General features: G+C 60.5%; 30 protein-coding genes and 1 other RNA gene. 20 read left to right on the forward strand and 11 right to left on the reverse strand.

What is annotated here, in order from left to right; translation table 11 throughout:
* Positions 1 to 5 precede the first annotated feature (5 nt).
* Both ACR0C9_RS18035 and ACR0C9_RS18040 read left to right on the forward strand, forming a co-directional pair.
* Positions 6 to 215: a DUF1127 domain-containing protein gene (locus ACR0C9_RS18035; protein WP_480781614.1), complete on the forward strand. Its 210-nt coding sequence runs from the start codon at positions 6 to 8 to the stop codon at positions 213 to 215.
* Between the two features lie 185 nt (positions 216 to 400).
* A complete protein-coding gene (locus tag ACR0C9_RS18040) occupies positions 401 to 1,180 on the forward strand; it encodes a Bax inhibitor-1/YccA family protein (RefSeq protein ID WP_170454955.1) in 780 nt (259 codons plus the stop codon).
* A gap of 125 nt (positions 1,181 to 1,305) precedes the next feature.
* Here the strand turns inward: ACR0C9_RS18040 and ACR0C9_RS18045 are convergent, their stop codons facing one another.
* The 8 genes from ACR0C9_RS18045 to gatC all read right to left on the reverse strand — a co-directional run bounded on the left by ACR0C9_RS18045 (position 1,306) and on the right by gatC (position 6,839).
* On the reverse strand, positions 1,306 to 1,812 hold the full coding sequence (locus ACR0C9_RS18045; protein ID WP_170454957.1) for a hypothetical protein: 507 nt from the start codon (positions 1,810 to 1,812) through the stop codon (positions 1,306 to 1,308).
* 207 nt (positions 1,813 to 2,019) lie between these two features.
* Positions 2,020 to 2,187 carry a 50S ribosomal protein L33 gene (rpmG, locus tag ACR0C9_RS18050; protein WP_037309480.1) on the reverse strand — a complete coding sequence of 56 codons (168 nt, stop codon included), beginning with the start codon at positions 2,185 to 2,187 and terminating at the stop codon, positions 2,020 to 2,022.
* 128 nt (positions 2,188 to 2,315) lie between these two features.
* Entirely contained in the window at positions 2,316 to 3,023 is a 708-nt protein-coding gene (locus ACR0C9_RS18055; protein ID WP_170454959.1) for a DUF533 domain-containing protein, read from the reverse strand.
* 118 nt (positions 3,024 to 3,141) lie between these two features.
* Positions 3,142 to 3,541: RNase P RNA component class A (rnpB, locus tag ACR0C9_RS18060), an RNA gene on the reverse strand.
* A 124-nt stretch (positions 3,542 to 3,665) separates the two neighbouring features.
* Positions 3,666 to 4,385, reverse strand: coding sequence for an N-acetylmuramoyl-L-alanine amidase (locus ACR0C9_RS18065; RefSeq protein ID WP_480781615.1), 720 nt, complete (start codon positions 4,383 to 4,385; stop codon positions 3,666 to 3,668).
* A complete protein-coding gene (locus ACR0C9_RS18070; RefSeq protein WP_170454963.1) occupies positions 4,336 to 5,022 on the reverse strand; it encodes a hypothetical protein in 687 nt (228 codons plus the stop codon). Before ACR0C9_RS18070 ends, ACR0C9_RS18065 begins: the two co-directional genes overlap by 50 nt.
* 38 nt (positions 5,023 to 5,060) lie before the next feature.
* Positions 5,061 to 6,548: an Asp-tRNA(Asn)/Glu-tRNA(Gln) amidotransferase subunit GatA gene (gatA, locus tag ACR0C9_RS18075; RefSeq protein ID WP_480781616.1), complete on the reverse strand. Its 1,488-nt coding sequence runs from the start codon at positions 6,546 to 6,548 to the stop codon at positions 5,061 to 5,063.
* Positions 6,549 to 6,551: 3 nt separating this feature from the next.
* Positions 6,552 to 6,839, reverse strand: coding sequence for an Asp-tRNA(Asn)/Glu-tRNA(Gln) amidotransferase subunit GatC (gatC, locus tag ACR0C9_RS18080; protein WP_170454967.1), 288 nt, complete (start codon positions 6,837 to 6,839; stop codon positions 6,552 to 6,554).
* Between the two features lie 231 nt (positions 6,840 to 7,070).
* Between gatC and ACR0C9_RS18085 the strand changes: the two genes are divergently transcribed.
* The 3 genes from ACR0C9_RS18085 to ACR0C9_RS18095 all read left to right on the forward strand — a co-directional run bounded on the left by ACR0C9_RS18085 (position 7,071) and on the right by ACR0C9_RS18095 (position 8,727).
* Positions 7,071 to 7,229 carry a hypothetical protein gene (locus ACR0C9_RS18085; RefSeq protein WP_170454969.1) on the forward strand — a complete coding sequence of 53 codons (159 nt, stop codon included), beginning with the start codon at positions 7,071 to 7,073 and terminating at the stop codon, positions 7,227 to 7,229.
* A 153-nt stretch (positions 7,230 to 7,382) separates the two neighbouring features.
* Positions 7,383 to 7,946 carry a DUF4202 domain-containing protein gene (locus ACR0C9_RS18090; protein WP_480781617.1) on the forward strand — a complete coding sequence of 188 codons (564 nt, stop codon included), beginning with the start codon at positions 7,383 to 7,385 and terminating at the stop codon, positions 7,944 to 7,946.
* A 91-nt stretch (positions 7,947 to 8,037) separates the two neighbouring features.
* The gene (locus ACR0C9_RS18095) at positions 8,038 to 8,727 is read left to right on the forward strand and encodes an SGNH/GDSL hydrolase family protein (RefSeq protein WP_170454973.1); all 690 of its coding nucleotides are present in this window, start codon (positions 8,038 to 8,040) and stop codon (positions 8,725 to 8,727) included.
* On the opposite strand, the gene ACR0C9_RS18100 is transcribed toward ACR0C9_RS18095, so the two are convergent.
* Entirely contained in the window at positions 8,708 to 9,379 is a 672-nt protein-coding gene (locus ACR0C9_RS18100; protein WP_480781618.1) for a ceramidase domain-containing protein, read from the reverse strand. The genes ACR0C9_RS18095 and ACR0C9_RS18100 overlap by 20 nt on opposite strands.
* Positions 9,380 to 9,439: 60 nt before the next feature.
* Between ACR0C9_RS18100 and ACR0C9_RS18105 the strand changes: the two genes are divergently transcribed.
* Positions 9,440 to 10,132 (forward strand): metal-dependent hydrolase, encoded by a 693-nt coding sequence (locus ACR0C9_RS18105; protein WP_480781619.1) that lies wholly within the window; start codon positions 9,440 to 9,442, stop codon positions 10,130 to 10,132.
* 8 nt (positions 10,133 to 10,140) lie between these two features.
* Here ACR0C9_RS18105 and ACR0C9_RS18110 read toward each other — a convergent pair whose 3' ends face one another.
* Positions 10,141 to 10,605 carry a nucleoside deaminase gene (locus ACR0C9_RS18110; protein WP_480781620.1) on the reverse strand — a complete coding sequence of 155 codons (465 nt, stop codon included), beginning with the start codon at positions 10,603 to 10,605 and terminating at the stop codon, positions 10,141 to 10,143.
* 62 nt (positions 10,606 to 10,667) lie between these two features.
* Here ACR0C9_RS18110 and ACR0C9_RS18115 point away from each other — a divergent pair, with 62 nt between their 5' ends.
* The 13 genes from ACR0C9_RS18115 to ACR0C9_RS18175 all read left to right on the forward strand — a co-directional run bounded on the left by ACR0C9_RS18115 (position 10,668) and on the right by ACR0C9_RS18175 (position 24,621).
* On the forward strand, positions 10,668 to 11,483 hold the full coding sequence (locus ACR0C9_RS18115) for a pseudouridine synthase (protein ID WP_480781621.1): 816 nt from the start codon (positions 10,668 to 10,670) through the stop codon (positions 11,481 to 11,483).
* A gap of 174 nt (positions 11,484 to 11,657) precedes the next feature.
* Positions 11,658 to 12,572, forward strand: a complete 915-nt coding sequence (locus ACR0C9_RS18120; protein WP_480781622.1) for a 5-bromo-4-chloroindolyl phosphate hydrolysis family protein — start codon at positions 11,658 to 11,660, stop codon at positions 12,570 to 12,572.
* Between the two features lie 30 nt (positions 12,573 to 12,602).
* Positions 12,603 to 13,793 (forward strand): toxic anion resistance protein, encoded by a 1,191-nt coding sequence (locus ACR0C9_RS18125; protein ID WP_170454986.1) that lies wholly within the window; start codon positions 12,603 to 12,605, stop codon positions 13,791 to 13,793.
* Between the two features lie 12 nt (positions 13,794 to 13,805).
* Positions 13,806 to 14,762, forward strand: a complete 957-nt coding sequence (locus ACR0C9_RS18130; protein ID WP_170454988.1) for a DUF2927 domain-containing protein — start codon at positions 13,806 to 13,808, stop codon at positions 14,760 to 14,762.
* Between the two features lie 22 nt (positions 14,763 to 14,784).
* Positions 14,785 to 15,933 (forward strand): SPFH domain-containing protein, encoded by a 1,149-nt coding sequence (locus ACR0C9_RS18135; protein ID WP_170454990.1) that lies wholly within the window; start codon positions 14,785 to 14,787, stop codon positions 15,931 to 15,933.
* A gap of 39 nt (positions 15,934 to 15,972) precedes the next feature.
* Positions 15,973 to 17,061 carry a TFIIB-type zinc finger domain-containing protein gene (locus ACR0C9_RS18140; RefSeq protein WP_170454991.1) on the forward strand — a complete coding sequence of 363 codons (1,089 nt, stop codon included), beginning with the start codon at positions 15,973 to 15,975 and terminating at the stop codon, positions 17,059 to 17,061.
* A 30-nt stretch (positions 17,062 to 17,091) separates the two neighbouring features.
* Positions 17,092 to 17,808, forward strand: coding sequence for a nitroreductase (locus ACR0C9_RS18145; protein WP_170454994.1), 717 nt, complete (start codon positions 17,092 to 17,094; stop codon positions 17,806 to 17,808).
* Between the two features lie 32 nt (positions 17,809 to 17,840).
* Positions 17,841 to 18,278: a D-aminoacyl-tRNA deacylase gene (gene dtd, locus ACR0C9_RS18150; RefSeq protein WP_170454996.1), complete on the forward strand. Its 438-nt coding sequence runs from the start codon at positions 17,841 to 17,843 to the stop codon at positions 18,276 to 18,278.
* A complete protein-coding gene (locus ACR0C9_RS18155) occupies positions 18,278 to 19,381 on the forward strand; it encodes a glycerate kinase type-2 family protein (protein ID WP_480781623.1) in 1,104 nt (367 codons plus the stop codon). Before dtd ends, ACR0C9_RS18155 begins: the two co-directional genes overlap by 1 nt.
* A 238-nt stretch (positions 19,382 to 19,619) precedes the next feature.
* The gene (locus ACR0C9_RS18160) at positions 19,620 to 21,203 is read left to right on the forward strand and encodes an ABC transporter substrate-binding protein (RefSeq protein ID WP_170455000.1); all 1,584 of its coding nucleotides are present in this window, start codon (positions 19,620 to 19,622) and stop codon (positions 21,201 to 21,203) included.
* A 15-nt stretch (positions 21,204 to 21,218) separates the two neighbouring features.
* On the forward strand, positions 21,219 to 22,175 hold the full coding sequence (locus tag ACR0C9_RS18165) for an ABC transporter permease (protein WP_170455002.1): 957 nt from the start codon (positions 21,219 to 21,221) through the stop codon (positions 22,173 to 22,175).
* Complete coding sequence (locus ACR0C9_RS18170; protein WP_170455004.1) at positions 22,172 to 22,987, forward strand: ABC transporter permease; 816 nt, start codon at positions 22,172 to 22,174, stop codon at positions 22,985 to 22,987. The genes ACR0C9_RS18165 and ACR0C9_RS18170 overlap by 4 nt, the downstream gene beginning before the upstream one ends.
* Complete coding sequence (locus tag ACR0C9_RS18175) at positions 22,984 to 24,621, forward strand: ABC transporter ATP-binding protein (protein ID WP_170624420.1); 1,638 nt, start codon at positions 22,984 to 22,986, stop codon at positions 24,619 to 24,621. The genes ACR0C9_RS18170 and ACR0C9_RS18175 overlap by 4 nt, the downstream gene beginning before the upstream one ends.
* 64 nt (positions 24,622 to 24,685) lie before the next feature.
* Here the strand turns inward: ACR0C9_RS18175 and ACR0C9_RS18180 are convergent, their stop codons facing one another.
* Positions 24,686 to 25,174: a TlpA family protein disulfide reductase gene (locus ACR0C9_RS18180; RefSeq protein WP_480781624.1), complete on the reverse strand. Its 489-nt coding sequence runs from the start codon at positions 25,172 to 25,174 to the stop codon at positions 24,686 to 24,688.
* A gap of 176 nt (positions 25,175 to 25,350) precedes the next feature.
* Here ACR0C9_RS18180 and ACR0C9_RS18185 point away from each other — a divergent pair, with 176 nt between their 5' ends.
* A complete protein-coding gene (locus tag ACR0C9_RS18185) occupies positions 25,351 to 26,187 on the forward strand; it encodes an alkaline phosphatase family protein (protein WP_480781625.1) in 837 nt (278 codons plus the stop codon).
* Positions 26,188 to 26,189 lie beyond the last annotated feature (2 nt).

Here is a 26,189-nt window from a genome sequence, read left to right on the forward strand (position 1 = left end):
TTGCTATGACCCAAATTGCAATCCATCACAGCTGCAAACCCGCCAAACGCTCGTTCGTTTCCTTGGTGCTTCAGGCGCTTTCGGTGAAGCGTCAGCGTCGCAAACTGGCGCAACTGGACGATGCCGCGCTGAAAGACATTGGCATTACCCGCGCCGAAGCCTCGGCAGAAGCGGGTCGGTTTTTCTGGGATGCGCCGCAAATCTGGAAAAGATGACCCGGATGGTCATGTTTTCCCGAGCGATTGGTGACGCAGTGTCGCCTGTCGCTCGTTTTGTTGGGTGTTTTCGTCGGTTTTCCGCCGGAAAGTCTTGAAACACAGCCATTAGTTGCCGATATTTGAGGGGAAAACCGCCCCGCCCTGTCGGGGCGTTCTAACAGGACGATAAGGGAGACCCTTTGATGGCACAATTCGACACGATCCGGACGGTATCCGGCGCGCGCGCCGCCGAGATTGATCAGGGCCTGCGCGCCCATATGAACAAAGTCTACGGCACAATGTCCGTCGGCATGCTGATCACGGCGCTGGCCGCGTGGGCAATTGCCGGTCTTGCCGTAACAAGCGATCCGACCAATGCGGTCGCTCAGATCGGCGCTGATCGCTATCTGACCAGCCTTGGTGGCACCCTGTTCCTGACGCCGCTGAAATGGGTTGTCATGTTTGCCCCGCTGGGCTTCCTGCTGTTTGGCTGGGGCGCTCTGATGCGGCGCGGATCGGCTGCGGCTGTGCAACTGGGCTTTTTCATCTTCGCCGCCGTTATGGGCGTTTCGATGAGCTCGATCTTCATGGTCTTTACGCCCTATTCGATCACGCAGACTTTCCTGGTGACCGCAATCGCATTCGCCGGCCTCAGCCTGTACGGTTACACCACCAAGCGTAACCTCAGCGGCATGGGCACCTTCCTGATGATGGGCGTGATCGGTCTGCTGGTTGCCATGATCATCAACCTGTTCCTGCAGTCGGGCGTGATGATGCTGGCCATCTCGGCCATCGGCATCCTGATCTTTGCCGGTCTGACCGCGTTCTACACGCAGGACATCAAGAACACCTATGTGGCACACGCCGCACATGGCGATCAGGAATGGCTGGACAAAGCTGCCTTTGACGGCGCGCTGAGCCTGTATATCTCGTTCCTGAACATGTTCCAGTTCCTGCTGATGTTCATGGGGCAACAGGAATAACGACTGCAAGGCAAGACAAATACGATGGGCCGGTCAGTGACCGGCCCTTTTCTTTTGCCCTCTGTCCAACAAACAAAAACCCCCGCTGCGGAAGCGGGGGCTGTAATTCCAAATCGTCTAAGTTGTCAGCTGCAGTTCAATGGCACCGCAAACCCGCTGCTCCGCTCGGACGAGCCTTTGCGGAACACGTCCCCCGCAGGAAGGCATCCGGTAAAGCGCTCAGTCTCGCTGCCGAAGGTTGCACCGATCGAATTGTCAACGCGGGTGCTGTTGTTGGATGTGCGCAGCACTCCGAAAAGCGTGCCATTCACGTTGACCGTGCTCAGGAACAGGTTGGTATCGCTGCCCGACAGTTGTACGGCGGTGTCCGGGTTCCGGCCACCATTGTCGATGGCAACACTGGCCACCTTGTTCGGATCGACCTGATCCGAGAGAACTGTAACGGTTGGCAATTCGGCCAGTTCAGCCGGGATATTCGTTGCGGGCGGGACAAAGGCCACCGCGCCCGGCACGTCGGAAATGGTGCGGGGTTCGCCATCAATTCCAGTAAACCCAACACCTTGGCGGTTGAACGGGTCTTCACAAGCCGTAAGGGTCAGAACGGCAATTGTGGATAACAAGATTTTTTTCATGGCGGTCAACATTTTGTGGCGGTTTGCTCAACCGTAAGTGCAGCGGGTTGCAAAAAGCAAGCCGCCGCCCAAACGATTGCCCCTTGCCCTGATGCGCGGCTGCAACGGACTGTGCGATTTAGCAGTCGTTGAATGACATCAATACCAGCACGAAAAAAGGCCCTGCCGCAGCAGAGCCTTTCCCGAAAGTCAGTTCAGAATGGCAGATTACTTGATCTTGCCTTCCTTGTACTCGACATGCTTCCGAACGACCGGGTCGTATTTACGAATGGTCATTTTCTCGGTCATGGTGCGTGCGTTCTTCTTGGTCACGTAGAAGTGGCCCGTGCCCGCGGTCGAGTTCAGACGGATCTTGATTGTCGTCGGCTTCGCCATGGTTGATCTCCTGCGTCCGAAAAGGCAGGGGCCTTTCGGTTGAATTCCTATGAGCGTGCGCTTTTACGCGCTGCACCGCCCATGTCAAGGCCAATCGGCCTCGTGTCGTTCAGGATTCGCGCCCATCCTCAGGCGGACAAGGTCGGGGCGCCCATATAGGCGTGAATCTGGTCCCGTTCCGCGTCGGACAAGCCCAGCGCAGTGGCCAGTTGCAGCAGATACGCCGCCTCACGCTCGTTATCCAGCCGAATCGCCGCCAGGGATGTGGCATAGATCTGCGTTTTGAGCGGCCCGCCCGAAGCCGCCGCCAGCCCCATGACATCGACTGGGGATTCGAGCTGTTCCAGAACAAAGGCGCGTTCTTCGTCGCTGATGTCGTCGCCCAACTCTCCGATGATGGTCTGTTTCTCCTGCTCGTCGAGCTCTCCATCGGATTTCGCGGCCTGGATCATGGCGCGCAGCATCAGTTTGGCCTGCTCTTCCATCGCGGCCCCGGCGGGTGTGCCGCTGAACACCGTCTCCATCATGTCGGCCGTTTGCTGGCTGCCGGTCTTGGCAGCACCCTGCATGGCGTTCAGAAGGCCACTCAGACCAGCAGCACCGGCGGCCCCACCGCCCAGCCCCATTTTGCCGATCATGTCCTGTAATCCCGACGCACCGCCCGGCATTCCGAACTGTTCGGCCATTTTGCCAAGCTGGTCCATACCAAAGCCACCGCCGGACCCTTGCATCATTTTCTGCAACCCGGCCATGCCGCCCATTTCCTTGTATTTTTCCATTCCCTTGGCCGCCGCAAAACCTACGGCAACCGATGCCAATGCCTTCATGAAACTCATAACAATCCTCCCGGGTTCACTAATCCCTGTTTACAAGCGTAGCAGCGGAACAGGGTTGAGAACACCATTTGCGAGGTTCTGGGCGGATCGCCACTTATGGGTTGGCCGGATTTTGGATACGCGCGGAGGGCCTGTAAGCCGGATCTTGTTCCGGGGTTGCCCCCTTCGATGACCATTCCTCTAGGCCGTGCATTGCTGCGCGGCTCAAGCTGCCAACCCGGTCCCTCTCGGCCAAGACGCGCTTAGCGGCGGTATCGGCTGACGCCGACCGGCCCGCGCGGGGACCCTATTTGGCATTGCTCCCGGTGGGGCTTGCCGTGCCGCCCCTGTTGCCAGGGGCGCGGTGGGCTCTTACCCCACCGTTTCACCCTTACCTTCGACCGAAGCCGCAGGCGGTCTGATTTCTGTGGCGCTTTCCGTCGGGTTGCCCCGCCCGGGCGTTACCCGGCACCGTTGACTTGTGGAGTCCGGACTTTCCTCTCGGGCCTTGCGACCCCAGCGGCCATCCGGCCCTCCGCGCGTGGGTTGGGTATGCGCAGTGATTGACGGCGTCAAGAGTGGATAGGGTGCTGAAGGGGCCGGCCCCTTCTTGGCCTGCGGCCAATTCATCCCCGAGATATTTTTTGCCAGATGAAGGGCGGATCAGGTCTGTGGGCCAGACCGGATGAGCGGGGTGAAGTCAGCGGGGCTTAGAGGGCCTTTGCCCCAGGGTCGGTATCGCAGGCGGACCGCGGCGAGAAGGGTGTCGTCGTCCACATTTGCCGTAAAACCTGAGTCTTGGGCCAGGGTGCGGAATGCCTGTGGGGTTGGGTCTGGTAAGGCTGCGCCCTTACCGCGCTTACCGGCCAGACATTGTTTTTCGAGGCGGTGCCAGTCGAATCGGGGGCCGGGGTCGATCTTCCGGCCCGGAGCCATGTCGGAATGGCCAATGACATTCTCAGGTCGAATGGACCAGCGTGCCATGATGCCCTTTATCAACCTTTCCAACGTGGTCATCTGGGGGTCGGAAAACGGGTGCGCGCCCGTATTGTCCAGCTCGACCCCGATGGAGCGCGAGTTGATGTCGTCCTGACCGAGCCATTCACCCGCCCCGGCGTGCCAGGCGCGATCTTGTTCGCGCACCATCTGCCATAGCGTGCCGTCATTGCCGATAAGGTAATGCGCCGAGACCTCGGCCTGTGGATCGCAGAGCCGGTCCAGCGCAGCCCTTGCGCTGTCCATAGCGGTATAGTGCAGGACGATAATGCCCGGTGTCAGCCCATCCCGGCGCGGACCGAAATTGGGTGAAGGATGCCAGACGGCGGACGGGTGATCAGTTGCTGACGGCACTGCGGAACGGGCTGGGATCCCAGCCGCAGGCATAGCCATCGCCATCGGGGTCCAGCCCCTTGCGGTCGCGCTGCGGGCCGCCATTGGACAGGAACTCGATCTGAGCCTGATCCGCCGATGGGAAGCGCGCGCAGTTGCGTTGGGCCTTGGCCTGCAGGTTAAACCCCGCACGACTATAGAGCTGTGTGCCAACAGGGTTCGACGTGCTGAGCGCATATTGCACGATGTTGGGTTGACCGTCCGCACCACGCTCGGGCACGGCGGTCGGGGCGACCAGTTCGTAGGTCTGGCGGTTCTGCTCAATCCGAGCGGCGTCGGATTCGATGCTGCGACGCTCGGACACCGCGGCAAAGTCCTGTTCATCGGAGATCGCGGGGTTGCCGGGCGCAGGTACCGTTGCTTGCCCCGAAGTGCTGGCCAGCGCCGCCGCAGCCTGGTTCGCGATATCTGCGTTTTCGCCCGTCGCCACGGCGGTGCCGGGCGCGCCCAATGGCTGCTGCGATACGTCGACCGGGGCCAGCAACGGGTTGCCTGCAATGCCCTGTCCGGCCAGTTGCGCCTCACGCTGGGCCTGGTATTCCGGCGTGTTGAACCCTGTGCCCTGAACCGGTGCAACCGTGTTACAGGCCGCCACCAGGGCAACAAAAGGGATCACTGGCAAAAGACGCATATAACCGCTCCGATACTGGTGAACTGGCAGCCCGAGGCTTACCACCATTTCGCTGGTTTTGCCACAAACCCGGCGGCGTTTTCCAGCGCGTAGGCGGTGTTGAGCAGATCGCCTTCGTCCCACGGGCGTCCGATCAGTTGCAGACCCAGCGGCAGCCCTTGTTTATCAAGCCCAGCGGGCACCGAGATACCCGGCAAACCGGCAAGGTTCACGGTCACTGTAAAGACGTCGTTCAAGTACATTTGAACAGGATCGGCCTCGGTCATCTCGCCCAGACCAAAGGATGCCGAGGGCGTGGCCGGGGTCAGGATCGCGTCGACGCCTGCGGCGAAGACATCCTCGAAGTCTTTCTTGATCAGGGTGCGGACGCGGCGGGCACGGTTGTAATAGGCGTCGTAGAAGCCAGCCGACAGCACATAGGTGCCGACCATCACGCGGCGCTGCACCTCGTGACCAAAGCCCTCGGCGCGGGTTTTCTCGTACATCTCGGTGATGCCGTCACCCTGCGCCAGCGTCGCGCGGCGGCCATAGCGGACACCGTCATAGCGCGCGAGGTTCGAGGACGCTTCGGCAGGCGCAATCACGTAATAGGCTGGCAGCGCGTATTTGGTATGCGGCAGCGAGATATCGACGATCTCGGCACCAGCGTCTTTCAGCATCGCCGCACCGTCGGCCCAGAGCTTTTCGATCTCGGCGGGCATACCGTCCATGCGGTATTCCTTGGGGATACCGATCTTTTTGCCCTTGATGTCGCCGGTCAGCATCGCCTCGAAATTCGGGACGGCCAGTTCGGTGCTGGTGGAATCCTTTGGGTCGTGACCGCACATCGCCTCAAGCATGATGGCCGCATCGCGAACATTCTTGGTCATCGGTCCGGCCTGATCCAGCGAAGAGGCAAAGGCCACGATGCCCCAGCGCGAGCAGCGGCCATAGGTTGGCTTGATGCCGGTGATGCCGGTAAAGGCGGCGGGCTGACGGATCGAACCACCGGTATCGGTGCCGGTTGCGGCCAGACACAGGTCAGCGGACACAGCCGAGGCCGAACCGCCCGAGGAACCGCCCGGTGTCAGTTGCGCGTCGTCATTGCCGCGCCGCCACGGGCTGACCGCGTTGCCGTAAACCGAGGTTTCGTTGGACGACCCCATCGCGAACTCGTCCATGTTCAGCTTGCCCAGCATCACGGAACCCGCATCTGCCAGTTTCTGCGATACGGTGGATTCGTATTCCGGCTTGAAACCTTCCAGAATTTTCGAGGCCGCCTGCGAGGGCACGCCCTTGGTGCAGAACAGATCCTTGATGCCGATCGGCAGACCGCACATCGACGGCGCGTCGCCGCCCTTGATCCGCTCATCAGCCGCCTTGGCACGCTCCAGCGCGATTTCGGGTGTCTTGTGGACAAAAGCGTTCAGCGCGTCGGCCTCGTCAATGGCCTTGACGCAGGATTCGGTCAGTTCAACCGAGGTCACGTCACCCTTACGCAGCGCGTCGCGGGCCTCGGCCAGGCCCAGTTTGTTCAGATCGCTCATGTCTTACTCCACCACTTTGGGGACTGCGAAGAACCCTTCGCGCGCGTCGGGGGCGTTGGCCAGAACCTTGTCCTGCTGACTTCCGTCCGTGACCACATCCTGACGACGTTTCAGGCGCATCGGCTCGACCGAAACCATCGGCTCGACGCCCTCGACATCAACCTCGTTCAACTGCTCGATGAACCCCAGGATAGTGTTGAACTCGGATGCCAGCGCCGGCAGGGCGTCATCCTCGACCTTGATCCGGGCCAGTTTGGCCACCTTGGCGGCGGTGCTTTGGTCAATCGACATCGGAAAACCTCATATACGCTCAGGGGGGCATTTACCCGTCTGTTGCAGCAGTCGCAAGACCGGCAGGCCCCTGCACAGCATATGATTCACACCCCCGCAAATCGCTTGGCATTCAATCTTGCATACCCGCTATGCAAAAAAGTAAACCGTTTAGTTCATTTTATGACTTGAAAAACTGAACTGTACTGTTCATTTTACATCTCACAAGACAACACAAACCGGAGACTGAAAATGAAAAGCCTCATCGCAGCCGTCACTTTGTCCGCCACTCTTCTGGCCGCGCCGGCCATGGCTTTGGGCATCGACTCCACCAACCTGACCCGCAACCTGAGCTTCCCCTCCCCTGTCTCGGAACCGGTCACGCAGGATCAGGTCAAGCCGGGCAAGTAACCAGCCCGCCTCGGCCGGGTCAGAGGCCCCCCGTCTGACCCGGCCCTGTGCATTTGGGTGCTGCACCTTCTGCGGCATCACGCTACGGTGGCTTTGAAAATCAATCGGATGATCAACGCAAAACGCGCATCCGCAAAGCCAACGGAGCAAGACATGAGCGCGCGCAAGCAAGCGGTTCTGGACGCAATTGATGCGGCCAATGCAAAAGATCCCAATCTCGACGATGGCCAACCCGAAGCGCTGCTGTATGGCACGCGCATGAGCGCCGAGTTGGAGCGGCTGTTCCCCGATGCCTCGGACGCGCTGCAAATCGCGGCGCGCGGTCAACATGTCGAACGTTGGAAACTGGCGCGCACGGAATACCCCGAAGGACGGGCCGGGTATCTGGCCTGGCGCAAAGCGCAGGGCGAACATCATGCAGAAGTGGTGATGTCCCTGATGACCGAGGGTGGGTATAGCGAAGAAGAGGCCGAAGCCGCCGGACGGATGCTGCGCAAGCAGGGTATAAAACGTGACTCCGAGGTTCAGGCGCTGGAGGACGTGATCTGCTTTGTGTTCCTCAAGTGGTATTTCCAACCCTTCGCCGGCAAGCATTCGGCTGAGAAAATCCAGAGCATTGTCGAGAAAACGGCCCGCAAGATGTCCGCAGACGGGCGCGCGCGGGTGTTGGCAGAGTTCGACCTGCCCGAGCATCTGGCCGCCGCATTCCGGGCCTGACGCAAACCTGTTCGTGTTTTTGATGCGGTTAATCGGGCATTAACCATTTAACGCTCACTCTGAGACCCGTAGAATCTCCGGAGTCTCAGCCGTGTTCAAGAAACTGTATCTCGCCGCCGGGTTGCTGTGCCTGTTGCTGGGCTGTCAGGAACTGCCGTCCAGCAAGCCGGATGCAAAGGTCATTGCCGTTGGCGATTCGCTGATGGCCTGGAATTCGCCCTCCGGGTCGTCGATTCCGGATGTGATCGAAGAAAACATCGGCGCTCCGGTGGTGGATCGCACTGTATCTGCGGCGTGGTTGCAAACGCAGTTTGACGACAAGGGCGCGCCCCAAAGTGGGGTGCAGGCCCAGTTTGTCAAAGGCGACTGGTCCTGGGCGGTGGTCAATGGCGGCGGCAATGATCTGATGCTGGGCTGTGGCTGTTCGCGCTGCGATGCGGTGCTGGACAACATGATCTCGGAAGATGGGCAAAGCGGCCAGATACCCCGCTTTGTACGCCAGATTCGCGAAACCGGTACGCGGGTTATCTATGTGGGTTACCTGCGCAGCCCCGACCTGTTTACACCCATCGAACACTGCAAGGCCGAAGGCGATGAGTTCGAGGCGCGGATCGCAAGGCTCGCGCAATTGGATGAGGGGATCACCTTTGTCTCCAGCCAGGATGTGGCGCGGCCCGGCGATGCCTCGTATTTCTCATTCGATCTGATCCATCCGTCGCGCAAATCCAGCCGGATCATCGGCGAACGGATCGCCAGCGTGATCAAGGATCAGGGGTTGTAGCGGCACGCGTCCGGATGATCACCCGGCGGTAGGCCTCGATCATCCAGCCCAGCATGGTGGCGTTCAGGATGTGCCACAGGAAATGCGTGCCGGTTGGAAACTGCTGACAGATCGGCGCGTCAAGTGCGCGGAAGGTAATCGACAAGATCAAAAGAGCTGCGCCAATCGCCATGTTCTTTGCGAACGCTGGCTCTCGATGCAGCAACAGGAATGCATAAATCAAGATCAGCAAAGGCACCGGGGCATAAGCGGCAGAGCCACCCAGACCGGGCACAAGCTGGAACAGCGGTGTCGTCATCGCAGCATAAGGGATGAACAAGATCGTCGCGCCCAGCGCATAGCCCGTGGACATGCCCCAGACATCTTTGTTCACCGCGAAAACATAGATCAGGATAAACAGCAGGATCGGCGTCACGTCGGCAATCGCGGCCCAGACCTGCGCATGGGTGTGAAACAGATAGCTGCCAACGCCAATCGCCGCCAACACCGTGACCAACGCCATCGCAAGCGACATTTCCTGCCCCCGCACCCGCCGCCACATGATGAAGGCCGAGATCAGAAAGGCCGCGTTGGTGACCGCATTGATGGGCTCGGCCCAATAGGCGGCGGACAATCGCTCACAATAGCCGTCGATTTGCTGCATCCAGTCCATGGAATTTTACATAGCGAATGCTAGGCTGGAGCCAATAGGCATCGCAGGAGGAATTTCGGCATGAACATCATTTGGTTGGGCCACGGCAGTTTTCGCATCGAAACCGAGCGGCAGGTGCTGTTGGTCGATCCATGGCTGACGGGCAACCCCGTTCTGCCGGAAGACCAGCACGATGCAGCCGTGGACGGCGCGACGCATATCCTGCTGACCCACACCCATTTCGATCATGTGGTGGATGTTCTGCCTTTGGCAAAACACCTGAACATACCGGTCGTCGGGCAGTACGACCTGATGGGCTATTGGGCCGAGGCCGAGGGGATCGAGACCATCGGTTTCAACAAAGGCGGCACGGTCAATCTGAACGGGGTCAAGGTGACGATGGTGCCTGCCTCGCACAGCTCGACCTTTTCAACGCCCGACGGCTTGCGAACCGGGGGCAGCGAGGTCGGCTTCATGATCGCAGCCGAAGGGCGGATGCTGTATGTCTCGGGCGATACCGACATCATGGCGGATATGGAGTGGATGGGGGATTACTACAAACCCGATATCGGCATCCTGTCTGCGGGCGGGCATTTCACAATGGACATGAAAGCGACCGCCTATGCGGCCAAGCGCTACTTCAATTTCAAGACGGTGATTCCCTGCCATTACAAGACCTTCCCCATCCTCGAACAATCGGCGCAAACGCTGATCGACGGATTGCCCGGAGTGGACGTGATCGAACCCGAAGTGATGCAGCCGATCAAACTGTAGGCCGGGCTTCAGCCCGGCACATCCTTGCGGCGTGCCTCGAAGAAATCCTTCAAAAGTGCCGCCGCCTCGTCAGCAGCGATACCATCATAAACCTCGGGCGCATGATGCGCCTGAGGGTGCGAAAACACCCGCGCACCATGGGAAACACCGCCTGATTTCGGGTCGGATGCGCCATAATACACCCGACGGATACGCGCAGCGGCCAACGCGGCGGCGCACATCGCGCAAGGTTCCAGCGTCACATAAAGATCGTGATCCGGCAGACGTTCGGAGCCGGCCTCGGCACAGGCGGCGCGCAAGGCCAGGATCTCGGCATGAGCGGTCGGATCGTTCAACTCGCGCGTTCGGTTGCCAGCCGCAGCAACGACCCGGCCATCGGACGAGACGATAACGGCCCCCACCGGAACCTCACCCCGATTAGCCGCCGCGCGGGCCTCGGCCAGCGCCTTGTCCATATGCGATTTGAACACCATGCCCCTGACTGCATCAGAAACCTGCCTTTCGCAAGCGGGCGGGATGGGTTAAGGCCGGGGGCATGAGCAATACACCTCCTCCCGGCGACCGGATCGCCAAAGTGCTGGCCCGTGCAGGCGTCGCCTCGCGGCGCGAGGCTGAACGCATGATCGAAGCAGGCCGCGTCAGCGTGAACGGCAAGGCGATCGACAGCCCCGCGCTGAACGTGACCGCCAAAGACAGGATCGCCGTGGACGGCAAACCGGTCTCGGAACCCGAACCCTCGCGCCTGTGGCTCTATCACAAGCCGACCGGGCTGGTGACCACGACCAAGGACGAAAAGGGCCGCGCGACGATTTTCGACGAATTGCCCGAGGATATGCCGCGCGTGATGTCCGTTGGACGGCTGGACCTGAATTCCGAAGGCTTGCTGCTGCTGACCAATGACGGCGGCATCAAGCGCAAGCTGGAACTGCCCTCGACCGGCTGGCTGCGCAAATACCGCGTACGGGTCAACGGACGGCCCAAGGAAGAAGATTTCGCCCCGCTGCGCAAAGGGCTTGTGATTGATGGTGAGCGGTTCCAGCCGATGACCGTGTCACTAGACCGCCAACAAGGTGCGAATGCCTGGTTGACCATCGGGCTGCGCGAAGGCAAAAACCGCGAGATCAGGCGCGCGATAGAAGATATCGGCTTCACCGTGAACCGGTTGCTGCGTGTCTCTTACGGCCCGTTCCAGCTGGGCGATTTGAAACCCGGTCAGGTGGAAGAGGTGCGCCGCCGCGTGATGCGCGATCAGTTGGGCCTGGAAGGTGACGCAAAACCCGAAGGCACGGCCAAACGCGCCACGCGGCCGCAAAGAAAACGACCACTGATCGGCAAGAAACCCCGCAAGTGACGCGGGTTTGGCAACCTTCCCCCTAGCGCCAAGCCTGCGCATCCCTTAAATTTTCTGGGAATGCTGCTATTTGGGGGGCGCAATGTCCGGGAGCGGAGTGCAAAAACTGGCCTATGTGGTCCTGCTGGTCCTGATGCTGGGCGTGTGCACCGGCTTGCTGGGGGGACTTTGAGCATGGCCAAGCGGTTTGGCGGCAAATACAGCCCTCAGGGAGAGTCTCCTTCCGACGCGCCGCTGCCGCGCGGCCAGTTTGATGGCGCACGGGTCGAACCTGCGGGTGCGCGGGCGAATATCCTGTTTTTGCCTGCGATCCCATTGGTTTTCCTGTCTCTGAACGACGGCGCGATTGGCATGACCATCGGCCTGGTTGCGGCAGGCTTGCTGACTGCCGCAGCGTTTTTGCTGCGCGAAGGGTTGCGGGCCGAGGCCGCGTATCATTCACGCAAAACCGCCCGCCGCCCGGCCTTTCCACGCAAAATTTTTGCCAGTGTTCTGACCGGACTTGGCACCGCATTGGCTGCGTACCGGACCGAGTATCTGGATGCCGAAACCGCCGGACAGGTCAGCCTGCTGGCGCCCGTGCTGTTTGGAGTTGCCGCAACCGTTTTGCATTCTGTGTCATTCGGGCTGGACCCGATGAAGGACAAAGGCATGGAAGGCGTCGATACGTTCCAGCAGGATCGCGTGGCCCGTGTGGTTGATGATGCCGAAAAACACCTGTCCGAGATGACGGATGCGATCAAACGCGCCGGTGATCGCCGGGTCGAGGCGCGGGTTGAACGGTTTCAGGATACCGCCCGCGATCTGTTTCGCACGGTCGAAGAAGACCCCCGCGATCTGGCCGGGGCGCGCAAGTATCTGACCGTATACCTGCAGGGCGCACGCGATGCGACGGTCAAGTTCGCAGACGTGTATGCCCGTACCCGCGACGGGCAGGCGCTGGCCGATTATTCCGCCTTGCTGGACGATCTGGAACAGAATTTCGCCGCGCGCACGCGGAAGATGCTATTGGATGACCGCAGTGATCTGACGGTCGAGATTGACGTGTTGCGCGACAGGCTGCAACGCGAAGGCGTCCGGTTGGACTGACCGGCTAAAAATTGAGCGAGGAACATCCCCATGTCCGATGAGATCAAGAACAAGGCGGTCGAGGCCGAAACTCTGGTGCAGGAAGTCACCGCCGTGGCGCTGCCCGAACCGATGGCCGAGGTTGTCTCGCTTGAGGAAGCCGACGAACCGGTCAGTGCCGAGATTCGCAAGCGCATGGATGAGATCGATATGGGCAACACCAATTCGATCGTCTCATTCGGCTCGTCCGCGCAGGCAGAGTTGCAAGAGATCAGCCAGGCCATGCTGGCCGATGTGCGCAACAAGGATGTGGGCCCCGCTGGCGATAGCCTGCGCAACATCGTGACCACGATCCGGGGCTTCTCGGTCAGTGAACTGGACGTGCGGCGCGAGCGTAGCTGGTGGGAAAAACTGCTGGGCAAGGCCGCGCCTTTTGCCAAGTTCACCGCCCAATACGAAGAGGTTCAGGGCCAGATCGACCGCATCACAGACGATCTGCTGAGCCATGAGCATACGCTGCTGAAAGACATCAAATCGCTCGACCTGCTCTATGAAAAAACGCTGGGGTTCTATGATGAACTGGCGCTTTATATCGCGGCGGGTGAGGAAAAGCTGACCGAGTTGGACAGCCACGATATTCCGGAAAAAGAGGCCGAAGTTCAGGCCGCGCCCGAAGATCAACAGGTTATGAAAGCGCAGGAATTGCGCGACATGCGCGCGGCGCGCGACGATCTGGAACGCCGGGTGCATGATCTGAAACTGACCCGTCAGGTGACGATGCAGTCGCTGCCCTCGATCCGTTTGGTGCAGGAGAATGACAAGTCGCTGGTGACCAAGATCAACTCGACCCTCGTCAACACGGTGCCGCTGTGGGAAACCCAACTGGCGCAGGCCGTCACCATTCAGCGCAGCGCCGAGGCGGCAGCCGCCGTGCGCGACGCCAATGATCTGACCAACGAATTGCTGACCTCGAACGCAGCCAATCTGCGCGACTCCAACAAGATGATCCGTGAGGAAATGGAACGCGGCGTCTTCGACATCGAGGCCGTCAAACAGGCCAACGCCGACCTGATCGGCACGATCAACGAAAGCCTCGCCATTGCCGACGAAGGCAAGGCCAAGCGCGCCGCCGCCGAGCAGGAGTTGCAGAAGATGGAAACCGAACTCCGCGACACGCTTGCCGCCGCCAAGGCGCGGCGCGACGGGACCGGCGACAATGCAGGAACGGCTGTTCCGGGATAAGGTGGACTGGGCGTGCGGCCTTTGAACTCTGTCAAACTGGCCCTTGGGGGTATCGCGCTGCTGGCGCTGGTCGGCTGTGAGGAAGCCCTGACATCCGCCGTCGTGCCTCCGCCACGCCCCGCAGCCCCACCGCCTGCGGCCAACGCTTATGTACCGCCCTCAGCCGCCAGTCAGGACCTGGCCCGGTTCTATCAGCGCGTCGAACGCGATCTGCTGACGCGCGGCCTGTTGCGGACAGATGGCGGCGGGCCTGACGCGCCGTATGACGCCGACGATCTGACCCGGAATTTCGAGACGATTGCGTTTTACAGCGAATACCCAAACCACAGCGTCTCACTGGGATCGCGCCAGACCGATGGCCAGCTAAGCCGCTGGGATGGGCCTGTGCGCATCCAGACCGAGTTTGGCCCTTCGGTCCTGCCCGCCACGCGGGAAAAGGATGCGGCGGATGTGCAGTCATATGCCGCCCGTCTGGCGCGCCTGACCGGGCACCCGGTTTCGACTGTCAGCCGGAAGGCCAACTTTCACGTGTTCTTCGCCGGCAAGGATGATAGCGCCTATGTGGTGTCCCGCCTCAGGCAGTTGATCCCGAATATCAGTCAGGCCTCGCTGGAACTGGTCGCCAATCCGCGCGCGAATTTCGACTGTTTTGTCTTTGCCTCGGCCACCACATCCTCGCCCAACAAATACGTGCGCGCGGTCACTCTGATCCGCGCGGAACTGCCAGATCTGGTGCGGCTAAGCTGTATCCACGAAGAAATTGCGCAAGGCCTTGGCCTGTCCAATGACAGCCCCGCCGCGCGGCCTTCGATCTTCAACGATGATGACGAGTTTGCCCTGCTGACCAGTCATGATGAGAAACTGCTGCAAATGCTCTACGATCCGCGGCTTCAGCCCGGTGTATCGGTCGATCAGGCCCGCCCTGTTGTCAGGATCATTGCACGCGAATTGATGGGTCAGCCGCTCTGACCCCAAGGACAGGAGAACCCAGATGGGAATTTTCGATTTTCTGACAGGCGAGTTCATTGATGTCATCCATTGGGTGGACGACACCCGTGACACGATGGTCTGGCGGTTCGAACGCGAAGGGCACGAGATCAAATACGGCGCCAAGCTGACCGTGCGCGAGGGTCAGTCGGCGGTGTTTGTGCATGAAGGGCAGTTGGCGGATGTGTTCACGCCCGGTCTTTATATTCTTGAGACCAACAACATGCCGATCCTGACGACCCTTCAGCATTGGGATCACGGTTTTCAGTCGCCATTCAAATCCGAGGTGTATTTCGTCAACACCACCCGGTTCAACGACCTGAAATGGGGCACGAAGAACCCGATCATGCTGCGCGACCCGGAATTCGGCCCAACGCGCATCCGCGCCTATGGCACCTATACAGTGCGGGTGAAGGACCCGGCCAAGTTTCTGGTCGAGATCGTCGGCACCGATGGTGAATTCACCATGGACGAGATCAGCTTTCAGATCCGCAACATCATCGTGCAGGAATTCAGCCGCGTGATCGCGGGATCCGGCATCCCGGTTCTGGACATGGCCGCCAACACCGCCGATCTGGGCAAGCTGATCGCAGCTGAGGTGTCTCCGGTACTGGACAGCTATGGGCTGGACATGCCTGAGTTCTACATCGAGAACATCTCGCTGCCGCCAGCGGTTGAAGCCGCTTTGGACAAGCGCACCTCGATGGGGCTGGCGGGGGATCTGGGCAAGTTCACCCAGTATTCGGCAGCCGAGGCGATGACAGCGGCGGCGAACAACCCCGGTCAGGGTGGCGGCATGGGTGCCGGTCTGGGCATGGGAATGGGAATGGCCATGGCGCAGCAGATGGCGAACATGGCAGCGGGTCAGCCGCGCGGCCCGTGGGGATCGCCCGCCCCCGCTGCCCCGCAACCGGCAGCACATGCGGCGCCGCCGCCCCCACCTCCCGTTGAACATGTCTGGCACATCGCCGTGGACGGGCAGACCAGCGGTCCGTTTTCAAAGGCCAAAATGGGACGCATGGCCAGCGAAGGGCAGTTGACCCGTGAGACACACGTCTGGACCGCCGGTCAGGACGGCTGGAAGAAAGCGGGTGAGGTGCAGGAACTGGCGCAGCTGTTTACCATTCTGCCGCCCCCACCGCCGGGTGCGTGACCAGAACGGGCGGACGAGTCAAATGTGCAAGGCTCTGACATGAACGAAGAACATCGCTTTCCCTGCGAACAATGCGGCGCGGATTATCGGTTCAATCCCGGTGATGGCACGCTGACCTGTGACCATTGCGGGCATGCCCAACCCATCGGCGCGGGCCCTTGGGGCGGTGCGAAGCTGCGCGAGCTGGATTTTGACGCCGCCATTGCCGATCGTCTGCCCGATAGCGAGATCGAAGAAACGCGGGTTCTCTCCTGCCCCAACTGCGCCGCTCAGGTCGAGTTCGACCCGAACACCCACGCCGCCGAATGCCCGTTCTGCGCCACCCCCGTGGTGACGGATACCGGCGTGAACCGACATATCAAGCCCAAGGGTGTTCTGCCGTTTGCGCTGGACGAACGGACCGCCCACACCGCCATGAACGATTGGCTGGGCCGGTTGTGGTTCGCCCCCAACGGGTTGCAGGACTATGCGCGCAAGGGCCGTAAGATGCAGGGGATTTATGTTCCCTACTGGACCTTCGACGCGGACACCAAATCCAGCTACCGCGGCGAGCGTGGGGTGGTCTACTACGAAACCCGAACCGTGATGCGTGACGGGAAGCGCGTGCAGCAGCAGGTTCCAAAGGTGCGCTGGACCCCCAAATCCGGTCGTGTCGCGCGGTTTTTTGACGATGTGCTGGTGCTGGCCTCACGGTCCCTGCCCAAGGCGTATACGGACGCGCTGGAGCCGTGGGATCTGCCTGCGCTGGAACCTTATCAGCCGCAATATCTGGCCGGGTTCCGGGCCGAGGCCTACACGGTGGACCTGCAAGACGGGTACGCCGAAGCACGTCAGCACATGGCACGTGTAATCGAACGGGATGTGCGGTTTGATATCGGCGGCGACCGTCAGCGCATTCATTCGGTCGAAACCGACGTGGGCGATGTCACGTTCAAGCACATTCTGCTGCCCGTCTGGATGGCGGCCTATAAATACCGGGGCGAGACCTATCGCTTTGTCGTCAACGGGCGCACCGGGCGCGTTCAGGGCGAACGTCCCTGGTCGGCGATCAAGATCACGATTGCCGTGGTTCTGGGCCTGCTGGTGGCAGCAGGTGCTGGCTACCTCATGACAACCGGTCAGCAGTAGCGGCGCAAAACCAGCCCCTTGCACATCCTGATGGCGGCGGTCATCTTCGGCGCGATTGCCGGGAAGGAGATTATCGCCGTGACATTATCCGCGTTGAACACATTGTTGACGGATCGATATTCGTGCCGGGCATTTCGCCCGGACCCGGTGCCGCAAAAGGATATCGAGCAGATCGTTGCCAGTGCCTCGCAAGTGCCCAGCTGGTGCAATGCGCAGCCCTGGCAGTTGGTGATCACAAGCGGAGAGGAAACGGATCGGTTCCGCCGCGCCCTGCGCGATGAAGTCGAAACCGGAACGCCTGCTCCGGACCTTGCTTTCCCCAGTTCTTATTCCGGCGTCTATCAGGATCGACGGCGCGCCTGCGGCTGGGCGTTGTACGCAGCCGTTGGCGTCGAACATGGCGACCGGGCGGGATCGGCGCGCCAGATGATGGAAAACTATGCCCTGTTCGGTGCCCCCCATTGCGCGATCCTGTCCAGCCCGGCCGAACTTGGGCCTTATGGCGCAATGGACAGCGGCGGGTTCGTCACCGCGTTCACGCTGGCCGCGCAGGCGCTTGGGGTTGCAAGCATCCCGCAAGCCGCTGTCGCAGCCTACGGCCCCTTCCTGCACAAGTATTTCGATATTCCTGATGATCGGTTGATCCTGTGCGCAATCTCGTTCGGCTATGCCGATGCCGATCACCCGGCGAACAGTTTTCGCACCGACCGGGCCGCATTGGGTGACATTATCGACTGGCGCGGCTAAACCGGCAGGTAAAAATACCGAAGGGGGGAGCTTTGCGCGCAGTCATACAACGTATCTCACATGCCAGGGTCTCGGTGGATGGGTCTGTTATCGGGCAGGCCGGCCCCGGCCTGATGATCCTTGTCTGCGCCATGCAGGGAGATGACGAAGGTCAGGCCGCGAAACTGGCCGCAAAGATAGCCCGGCTGCGTATCTTCAAGGATGAAGCGGGCAAGATGAACCGCTCGGTGGTTGATAGTGGCGGATCGGCCCTGGTGGTCAGCCAATTCACGCTGGCGGCTGATACCTCAAGCGGCAACCGCCCCGGCTTTTCCACGGCGGCCCCGCCGGATGTCGGGGAACGCTTGTATGAAGCCTTTGCCAAAGACCTCGCCGCGCATGGTATCCCGGTGGAAACGGGGCAATTCGGGGCGGATATGGCTGTTGAACTGGTCAATGACGGACCGGTGACGATCTGGATGGAAAACTGATGACGCGTACCGAACAAGCAATCGAGTTCTGGCGGGCTGGCGTGGCGGCGGTTGATGGGTATGCGGCGACAAAAGCGGCCCTGCCCGGTGTTCCCCGACCCGACCGCATTCTGGCTGTGGGCAAACCTGCCGCCGCCATGGCGCGGGCAGCCTTGGATCAGTTCGGGGATGTTCCGACCCTTGTGGTGACCAAGGACGATCACGGGCGCGATCTGCCGAATGGGGTTCAGGTGATCGAGGCCTCTCATCCCGTGCCCGATCAACGCAGCCTGAACGGGGGCCGCGCCCTGCGTGCAGCCGTGGAGCAGATGGCAGCGGGATCGCATCTGTTGCTTTTGGTGTCAGGCGGCGCCTCCTCGCTGGCCGAGGATCTTGTGCCCGGTAAATCCTTGCAGGACCTTGCAGCCCTGAACCGACAGTTGCTGGCCGAAGGGCTGAACATCACCGCGATGAATGCAGAACGGCGCAAGCTGTCGCGGGTCAAAGGCGGTGGGCTGTTGTCGCATTTCAAGGGCGGCAAGGCCACGGTATTGGCGATCTCGGACGTGCCCGGGGACGATCTGAACGTCATCGGATCCGGTATCGGTGCCCTGCCCCGGACATATGACTTTGATGCCAGCACCCGGATCATCGCCTCAAACGCGCATGCCCGCGACGCCGCAACCAAGGGCGCGCAGACGGCCGGTCTGCAAGTTCATGCCAATGAAGAAGCGCTTCACGATGACTATCTGGCGGTTGCGACCTATGTCGGGCAGCGCCTGCGGGATATGGGACCCGGCGCAATGGTCTTTGGTGGCGAGCCGACGGTTGTTTTGCCGGACTCTCCGGGCCGTGGCGGGCGCAATCAGGCCCTTGCGCTTGCGCTGGCCAAAGAGATCTCGGGCCTCGAAGATCTGGTCGTCGTCGTAGGCGGAACGGACGGAACCGATGGCCCGACCAACGCTGCCGGGGGTGTCATCACAGGCGCAACCTGGGCAGAGGGGGCCGAGCAGGCGCTGAATGCCGCAGACAGCGGCACATTCCTTGAACAGGCGGACGCTTTGCTGGTGACCGGGCCGACAGGTACCAATGTGATGGACCTGATTGTCGCAATCCGAGGCTGATCTGACGCTTTGGACCCCACCTTTCGGGCTCAGCCCGTCACTTTTGTTTCATGAACTACGGACAGCACCGCCGACACGAAACTCTGCCAGCCCGCGGTCAGGAAATATGATTGCGTCTGACATCAATGCACGCGGAACAATAAAACTTGCCCGGTCGCCGGAAATACGCCAACGTTGACTCATGCGTCAATAATAAGCCCCTCAAGGGCACACATCACTCAACAGGGAGATACACCAAATGAACGAACAACTCACGCACATGGCCAGCCAGGTCACTGCGGGCAAACTCACGCGCCGCGAATTCATGGGGAAAGCTGCGGCCTTGGGTGTGTCGGCGGCAATGGCCAGCACAATGTTTGCCGATGCCGCACGGGCGGCAGGCCCGAAAAAAGGCGGCGATCTGAAACTGGGTCTTCAGGGCGGCGAGTCCACCAACTCGCTGGACCCGGCAACCTATGCAAGCTCGGTTCCGTACATGAACGGGCGTCACTTTGGGGACACGCTGGTCGAAGTTGCACCCGACGGCACGATCGAGTCACGTCTGGCCGAAAGCGTCGAAGGCAGCGCGGATGCCAAGGTCTGGACATTCAAGCTGCGTCAGGGGGTCGAGTTTCATAACGGCAAGACCATGACCAGCGAAGATGTTCTGAAGACCATGGAACGCCATTCGAACGAAGATTCGAAATCCGGTGCCCTCGGCATCATGAAGGGCATCGAATCTATGAAGGCCGATGGCGACAACTTTCAGGTTACTCTGACCGAAGCAAACGCCGACCTTCCCTATCTGTTGTCGGACTATCACCTTGTGATTCAGCCCGATGGAGGCATGGACAACCCAGCCGCCGGTATCGGCACAGGTCCATACCAGGTTGAAGTCGACGAACCCGGCGTGCGCCACCTGTTCACCAAGTTTGCCAACTACTGGAATGACGACGCCCATTTTGACAGCGTCGAAAACGTTGTGATCAATGATGCGACTGCACGGACTGCTGCGCTTCAGGGTGGACAGGTTCAGCTTGCAAACCGGATCGAGCCGAAGGTCGCCGACCTGCTGGGCCGCGCGCCAAACATCACGGTCCAGTCGACACCGGGCCGCGGTCATTATGTGTTCATCATGCACTGCGACACGGCCCCGTTTGACAGCAACGAGTTGCGCACCGCGCTGAAATACGCGATCAACCGTGAAGAACTGGTCGACAAGGTTCTGCGTGGCTATGGCTCTGTCGGGAACGACATGCCGGTCAATGCGGCGTATCCTTTGTTCGATGAAACAATCGCCCAGCGCGAGTTCAGCGTCGAGAAAGCGGCAGAGCACTATAAGAAGTCCGGCCATGACGGCTCACCCATTGTTCTGCGCGTTGCGGATGGGGCCTTCCCCGGTGCCGTGGACGCCGCATCGCTGTTCCAGCAAACCGCTGCACAGGCCGGTATCCCGCTTGAGATCAAGCGTGAACCCAATGACGGCTACTGGTCCGAGGTCTGGAACGTGCAGCCCTTCTGCGCCTCGTACTGGGGTGGTCGTCCGGTTCAGGACCAGATGTATGCCACCGCCTATCTGTCGACCGCAGACTGGAACGACACGCGATTCAAGGTACAGGCGTTCGACGATCTGCTGTTTGCCGCACGGGCCGAGCTGGACGCTGACAAGCGCAAGGGCCTGTACAGCCAGATGGGTATGATGGTGCGTGACGAAGGCGGATTGATCTGCCCGATGTTCAACAACTTTGTCGATGCCTCCAGCAATACGCTGGATGGATGGGAAACCGACCCGAACGGCGAGCTGATGAACGGTCAGGTTTCGCGCAAATTGTGGTTCGCATAAAACGGACCCCGGATAATGCATCCCATCATCAAACTGGTGTTCCAGCGCTTGGCGCTGGGACTCCTGCTTCTCTTCGGTGCATCGGCTCTGATCTTCGGCCTCACTGAAGCCCTTCCCGGGGACGCTGCGCAAGCGGTTCTCGGCCAATCCGCAACCCCCGAGGCGCTGGCGAACCTGCGCGAGGAAATGGGCCTAAACCGTCCGGCCCTGACCCGTTATTTCGAATGGCTGGTTGGCATCGTACAAGGTGACCTGGGCCAATCCCTGACAAACAAGCTTGATATTGCCGAATCCGTCGGCAGCCGGTTGAGCAACACTCTGTTCCTGGCGTTCTGGGCCGCGATTATCTCGGTGCCGCTTGCCATTTTCCTGGGCCTTCTGGCTGTTCGTTACCGGAACCGCTGGCCCGACAAGATGATTTCGGCCGTCACCCTGACGACGATTTCGATCCCCGAGTTCCTGATCGGCTATGTGCTGGTCTACTTCGTGGCCGTGAAACTGGGTATGTTCTCGCCTCTGGCGATGATCAACGACAGCATGTCCCTTGGGCAAAAGCTGAACTCGATCGCGTTGCCGGTCATCGTTCTGACCCTCGTGGTGCTGGCGCATATGATGCGCATGACCCGCGCCGCCATCCTGAACGTGATGCAGTCTGCCTATGTGGAAACCGCCGAACTGAAAGGCCTGAGCAACTTTCAGGTCATCTACCGTCACGCTTTCCCCAATGCCGTTGCGCCGATTGTGAACGTGGTGATGCTGAATCTGGCCTATCTGGTCGTTGGCGTCGTCGTGGTCGAGGTGGTGTTCGTCTATCCCGGCATGGGCCAGTATCTGGTGGACCATGTGACCAAGCGCGACGTGCCCGTTGTTCTGGCCTGCGGAGTGATCTTTGCGGCCATCTATATCGGACTGAACATGATTGCAGACATCGTTGCCATTCTGGCCAACCCAAGGCTGAGGCATCCGAAATGAAGAACATCCCTATCTCTGCAATGATCGGGCTGGGTTTCACAGTCCTGTATTTCATCATCGCCCTGTTCGCGCCCCTGCTGGCCCCTTATGGCATGGCCGAAGTGGTCGGCGACGTGTGGGAGCCGTCCAGCAAGGAATTCTGGCTGGGCACCGACAACATTGGCCGCGATCTTCTCAGCCGTATGATCTATGGCGGGCGCACGACGATCTTTATCGCCACGGCGGCAACGATCCTAAGCTTTGTGACCGGCTCGGTTCTGGGCTTTCTGGCCGCTGTGCTGGGGGGCTGGGCCGATCAGGTCATGTCGCGTACCGTTGACCTGATCATGTCGATCCCGTCGCTGATCTTCGCGCTGGTGGTTCTGGCCATGGTGCCGGTCACCATTCCGGTTCTGATCATCGTCATGGGCCTGCTGGATGCGACCCGCGTCTATCGTCTGGCACGCGCCGTCGCGGTGGACATCGCCGTCATGGATTATGTCGAGGCCGCCCGCCTGCGAGGTGAAGGCCAGGTCTGGGTCATCTTCCGGGAGATCCTGCCCAACGCCCTGTCTCCGCTGGTGGCTGAACTGGGCCTGCGTTTCATCTTCATGGTTCTGTTTGTCTCGACCCTGTCCTTCCTGGGGCTGGGCGTCCAGCCGCCGCTGGCGGATTGGGGCGGCATCGTGAAGGAAAACAAGGACGGCATCGTCTATGGCATTGGCGCGGCCCTGTACCCTGCCGTTGCCATCGCGACGCTGGCAATCTCGGTCAACCTTGTGGCTGACTGGGTCCTGAACCGCACCACATCGCTGAAAGGAGGCCGGGGATGAGTGAACCGCTTCTCAAAGTCCGCGGGCTGAAGATTGGCGCGACGGTGTACCCGCCGGGCGAAAAGCCTCATGATATCGAAATCGTGCACGGGGTCGATTTCGACCTCGAACGCGGCAAGGTGCTGGGGTTGATCGGCGAATCAGGGGCAGGTAAATCCACCATCGGTCTTGCCTCGATGGCCTATGGCCGGGGTGGCGTGAAGATCACCGGCGGTGAAGTCTGGGTCAACGGGCGTGACATTCTGAAAACGTCCCATGGCGACATCCGCAAACTGCGCGGCGGTGAGGTCACTTATGTGTCCCAATCCGCCGCTGCGTCCTTCAACCCGGCCAAAAAGATCATGGATCAGGTGGTCGAAGCCGCGGTCGAGCAAAAGAAGTTCAGCCGCAAAGTGGCCGAAGGCCGGGCGCGTGAACTGTTCGCCAAGCTGGGCCTGCCCGATCCGGATAATATCGGTGACCGGTATCCGCACCAGGTCTCGGGCGGTCAGCTACAGCGTTGCATGACCGCGCTGGCGCTGTGCCCCGAGCCTGATCTGGTGGTGTTCGACGAGCCCACCACAGCGCTGGACGTGACCACCCAGATCGACGTTCTGATGGCCATCAAGGAAGCCATTGCCGATACCGGCGTTGCCGCGCTGTATATCACGCACGATCTGGCCGTTGTGGCGCAGGTCAGCGATGACATTATGGTGCTGCGGATGGGTAATACGGTCGAATACGGCGACACCGACCAGATCATCAACAACCCGAAGGAAGAGTACACGCAGGCTCTGGTCTCGGTCCGTTCGATTGAGCATGAAGAGAAACAGCCCACGCCGGATCCGGTGCTGACCGTCGATGGTATCACCGCGCGCTACAAGGGGCTGAATTTCGACGTGCTTCACAACGTCAATGTCGAGCTTCATCCGGGGCAGACGCTGGCGGTTGTGGGCGAATCCGGTTCGGGCAAGTCCACACTGGCACGGGTGATCACCGGCCTGCTGCCGCCACGCGATGGTGAGATCACCTTTGCCGGGCGCAAGCTTTCGTCCGACCTCAAGGGCCGCACCCGCGAGGATCTGCGCGAGTTGCAGATGATCTATCAGATGGCTGACGTGGCGATGAACCCGCGTCAGACCGTTGGCACGATCATTGGCCGCCCGCTGGAGTTCTACTTTGGCATGCGTGGCGCGGAAAAGCGCAAACGGATCATCGAGTTGCTGGACGAGATCGAACTGGGCGAAAAGTTCATCGACCGCTATCCGGCAGAACTGTCCGGTGGTCAGAAACAGCGTGTCTGTATTGCGCGGTCGCTGGCGGCCAAACCGAAGATGATCATCTGTGATGAGGTCACCTCGGCGCTGGACCCGCTGGTGGCGGATGGCATTCTCAAACTGCTGCTCGACCTGCAGAAGATCGAGAATGTGGCCTATCTGTTCATCACCCACGATCTAGCAACGGTCCGCGCGATCAGCGACAGCATTGCGGTGATGTATCAGGGGCGCGTGGTCCGCTATGGCCCGAAATCACAGGTGCTGAGCCCGCCGTTCGACGACTATACCGACCTGCTGCTCAGCTCGGTGCCCGAGATGCATCTGGGCTGGCTGGAAGAGGTCGTCGCCCATCGCAAGATGGAAAGCGCCGGGAACTGATCCGGGGCTTCAAAAAGAAACCGGCGGGTCGTTGGCCCGCCGGTTTTCCTTTGGGTTATACCTTCTAGCCGTAGCGTTGATGGTGTCGGGTCAGAACCTGCCTCAGTTCATCCCGGTAACGCATCCCCTGCAAGGTTTGGCGCAGCCCGCCTTCGGCATCGAACAGCAACAGGGTCACATGGGGCACGCCGTATTGATTTGCGAATCTGGCCCCGTCCTGCTGGCTGATATCCGCGACCAGATAGATCAGATCGCATTCCCCGAACTGCTTCATCGCCTTGCGGGTTTCCCGCTGTAGCGCGGTACAGGTCGAACATTGCGGGTCGTGCACCTGCACCACGACCGGTTTGCCCTGCCCGACCCGCGTCAGGTCATGCTCGGCCTGCATTGCCCGGACGGATCGTATCGTGAAAAACCCACCGCCGCCCACAACTGCCGCAGCGATTGCACCATTGCGCGCCAGCCTCAGAACATCGCGACGCGACGCGCCCTGTGCCGCAGCGGTTTTCGCCTTCTCGATCTGCGCCTTTTTTCGTTTTGAGACCTTAGCCATGGTTCGACCCGAGTGTTTTCGCCTGGTCAGAAGCATATGCGTTCGCGCGGTCAGGCGACCTCACAATCGCGGCATCGGCTTCAACGCGCCTTCGACCGGCAACATGTCGTTTTTCGCATTGCCCGGCGCGGCCCGGCGCGTCAAACAGGCATCAACAGTAGCAAAGGACGCCTGACATGGACCGCAAACTCCTTCTCATCATTCTGGACGGTGTTCCCTGGCGCAACTTCCGTCGTCTGTTCGGCAATCTGGAAGGCTGGGTCGACAGTGGCGAGGCAAAGGTCTGGAAACTGCGCGCCGTGCTGCCTTCGACCTCGGCCAGTTGCTATGCCTCGATCCACACCGGTGTGACGCCGCAGGAACACGGCTGTACCGGCAACGGCAACGTCTTTCGCCTGAGCCATAAGGACGTGTTCAGTCAGGTCCGCGAAGCCGGTGGCGTGACCGGAGCCGTGACCCACAGCTATTGGTCGCAATTCTTCAACCGCCACCCGTTCGATTATGTCCGCGATGTTGAATATGATGAGCCGGACAGCATGACCATCAACCACGGTCGGTTCCACACCATGACCGGCTATGGCAGCGCCAATCAGATGACCCCGTCGGATGTCGATCTGTATGCGACCCTGACCAACCTGTGCCTGCGCTTTGGGTTGGACTACGGCATTCTGCACACCTGCACGCTGGACAGTATGGGCCACCGCTTCTTCCATGATTGCGAGGAAATGGACCACGCCTGCTTTGTCGCGGATGAAATGCTTGCCCCCTTCATCCCGCGTTGGCGGCAATTGGGCTATAACGTCATCGTAACCGCCGATCATGGTCAGGATGAACGCGGCCACCACGGCGGGCGTGGGCCATTGCAGCAGGAAACTGCGCTGTATTATTTCGGGGATGCAACCGGGCCCGACGCGGACGCGGTAATTGAACAGGTGCAACTGGCGCCCACGATCCTGAACCGTATGGGCGCCCCAATTGCGGACACCATGAAGGGGAAACCGTTCCTGACGTGATC

The sequence above is a fragment of the Ruegeria sp. C12 genome (assembly GCF_056537745.1).

What these genes read in the sequence shown, in the direction of transcription:
- ACR0C9_RS18035 (WP_480781614.1), top strand. Translation starts at nt 6, where the DNA reads ATGACCCAAATTGCAATCCATCACAGCTGCAAACCCGCCAAACGCTCG.
- ACR0C9_RS18040 (WP_170454955.1), top strand. Translation starts at nt 401, where the DNA reads ATGGCACAATTCGACACGATCCGGACGGTATCCGGCGCGCGCGCCGCC.
- ACR0C9_RS18045 (WP_170454957.1), bottom strand. Translation starts at nt 1,812, where the DNA reads ATGAAAAAAATCTTGTTATCCACAATTGCCGTTCTGACCCTTACGGCT.
- rpmG (WP_037309480.1), bottom strand. Translation starts at nt 2,187, where the DNA reads ATGGCGAAGCCGACGACAATCAAGATCCGTCTGAACTCGACCGCGGGC.
- ACR0C9_RS18055 (WP_170454959.1), bottom strand. Translation starts at nt 3,023, where the DNA reads ATGAGTTTCATGAAGGCATTGGCATCGGTTGCCGTAGGTTTTGCGGCG.
- ACR0C9_RS18065 (WP_480781615.1), bottom strand. Translation starts at nt 4,385, where the DNA reads ATGCCTGCGGCTGGGATCCCAGCCCGTTCCGCAGTGCCGTCAGCAACT.
- ACR0C9_RS18070 (WP_170454963.1), bottom strand. Translation starts at nt 5,022, where the DNA reads ATGCGTCTTTTGCCAGTGATCCCTTTTGTTGCCCTGGTGGCGGCCTGT.
- gatA (WP_480781616.1), bottom strand. Translation starts at nt 6,548, where the DNA reads ATGAGCGATCTGAACAAACTGGGCCTGGCCGAGGCCCGCGACGCGCTG.
- gatC (WP_170454967.1), bottom strand. Translation starts at nt 6,839, where the DNA reads ATGTCGATTGACCAAAGCACCGCCGCCAAGGTGGCCAAACTGGCCCGG.
- ACR0C9_RS18085 (WP_170454969.1), top strand. Translation starts at nt 7,071, where the DNA reads ATGAAAAGCCTCATCGCAGCCGTCACTTTGTCCGCCACTCTTCTGGCC.
- ACR0C9_RS18090 (WP_480781617.1), top strand. Translation starts at nt 7,383, where the DNA reads ATGAGCGCGCGCAAGCAAGCGGTTCTGGACGCAATTGATGCGGCCAAT.
- ACR0C9_RS18100 (WP_480781618.1), bottom strand. Translation starts at nt 9,379, where the DNA reads ATGGACTGGATGCAGCAAATCGACGGCTATTGTGAGCGATTGTCCGCC.
- ACR0C9_RS18105 (WP_480781619.1), top strand. Translation starts at nt 9,440, where the DNA reads ATGAACATCATTTGGTTGGGCCACGGCAGTTTTCGCATCGAAACCGAG.
- ACR0C9_RS18110 (WP_480781620.1), bottom strand. Translation starts at nt 10,605, where the DNA reads ATGGTGTTCAAATCGCATATGGACAAGGCGCTGGCCGAGGCCCGCGCG.
- ACR0C9_RS18115 (WP_480781621.1), top strand. Translation starts at nt 10,668, where the DNA reads ATGAGCAATACACCTCCTCCCGGCGACCGGATCGCCAAAGTGCTGGCC.
- ACR0C9_RS18120 (WP_480781622.1), top strand. Translation starts at nt 11,658, where the DNA reads ATGGCCAAGCGGTTTGGCGGCAAATACAGCCCTCAGGGAGAGTCTCCT.
- ACR0C9_RS18125 (WP_170454986.1), top strand. Translation starts at nt 12,603, where the DNA reads ATGTCCGATGAGATCAAGAACAAGGCGGTCGAGGCCGAAACTCTGGTG.
- ACR0C9_RS18135 (WP_170454990.1), top strand. Translation starts at nt 14,785, where the DNA reads ATGGGAATTTTCGATTTTCTGACAGGCGAGTTCATTGATGTCATCCAT.
- ACR0C9_RS18140 (WP_170454991.1), top strand. Translation starts at nt 15,973, where the DNA reads ATGAACGAAGAACATCGCTTTCCCTGCGAACAATGCGGCGCGGATTAT.
- ACR0C9_RS18145 (WP_170454994.1), top strand. Translation starts at nt 17,092, where the DNA reads ATGGCGGCGGTCATCTTCGGCGCGATTGCCGGGAAGGAGATTATCGCC.
- ACR0C9_RS18155 (WP_480781623.1), top strand. Translation starts at nt 18,278, where the DNA reads ATGACGCGTACCGAACAAGCAATCGAGTTCTGGCGGGCTGGCGTGGCG.
- ACR0C9_RS18160 (WP_170455000.1), top strand. Translation starts at nt 19,620, where the DNA reads ATGAACGAACAACTCACGCACATGGCCAGCCAGGTCACTGCGGGCAAA.
- ACR0C9_RS18165 (WP_170455002.1), top strand. Translation starts at nt 21,219, where the DNA reads ATGCATCCCATCATCAAACTGGTGTTCCAGCGCTTGGCGCTGGGACTC.
- ACR0C9_RS18170 (WP_170455004.1), top strand. Translation starts at nt 22,172, where the DNA reads ATGAAGAACATCCCTATCTCTGCAATGATCGGGCTGGGTTTCACAGTC.
- ACR0C9_RS18175 (WP_170624420.1), top strand. Translation starts at nt 22,984, where the DNA reads ATGAGTGAACCGCTTCTCAAAGTCCGCGGGCTGAAGATTGGCGCGACG.
- ACR0C9_RS18180 (WP_480781624.1), bottom strand. Translation starts at nt 25,174, where the DNA reads ATGGCTAAGGTCTCAAAACGAAAAAAGGCGCAGATCGAGAAGGCGAAA.
- ACR0C9_RS18185 (WP_480781625.1), top strand. Translation starts at nt 25,351, where the DNA reads ATGGACCGCAAACTCCTTCTCATCATTCTGGACGGTGTTCCCTGGCGC.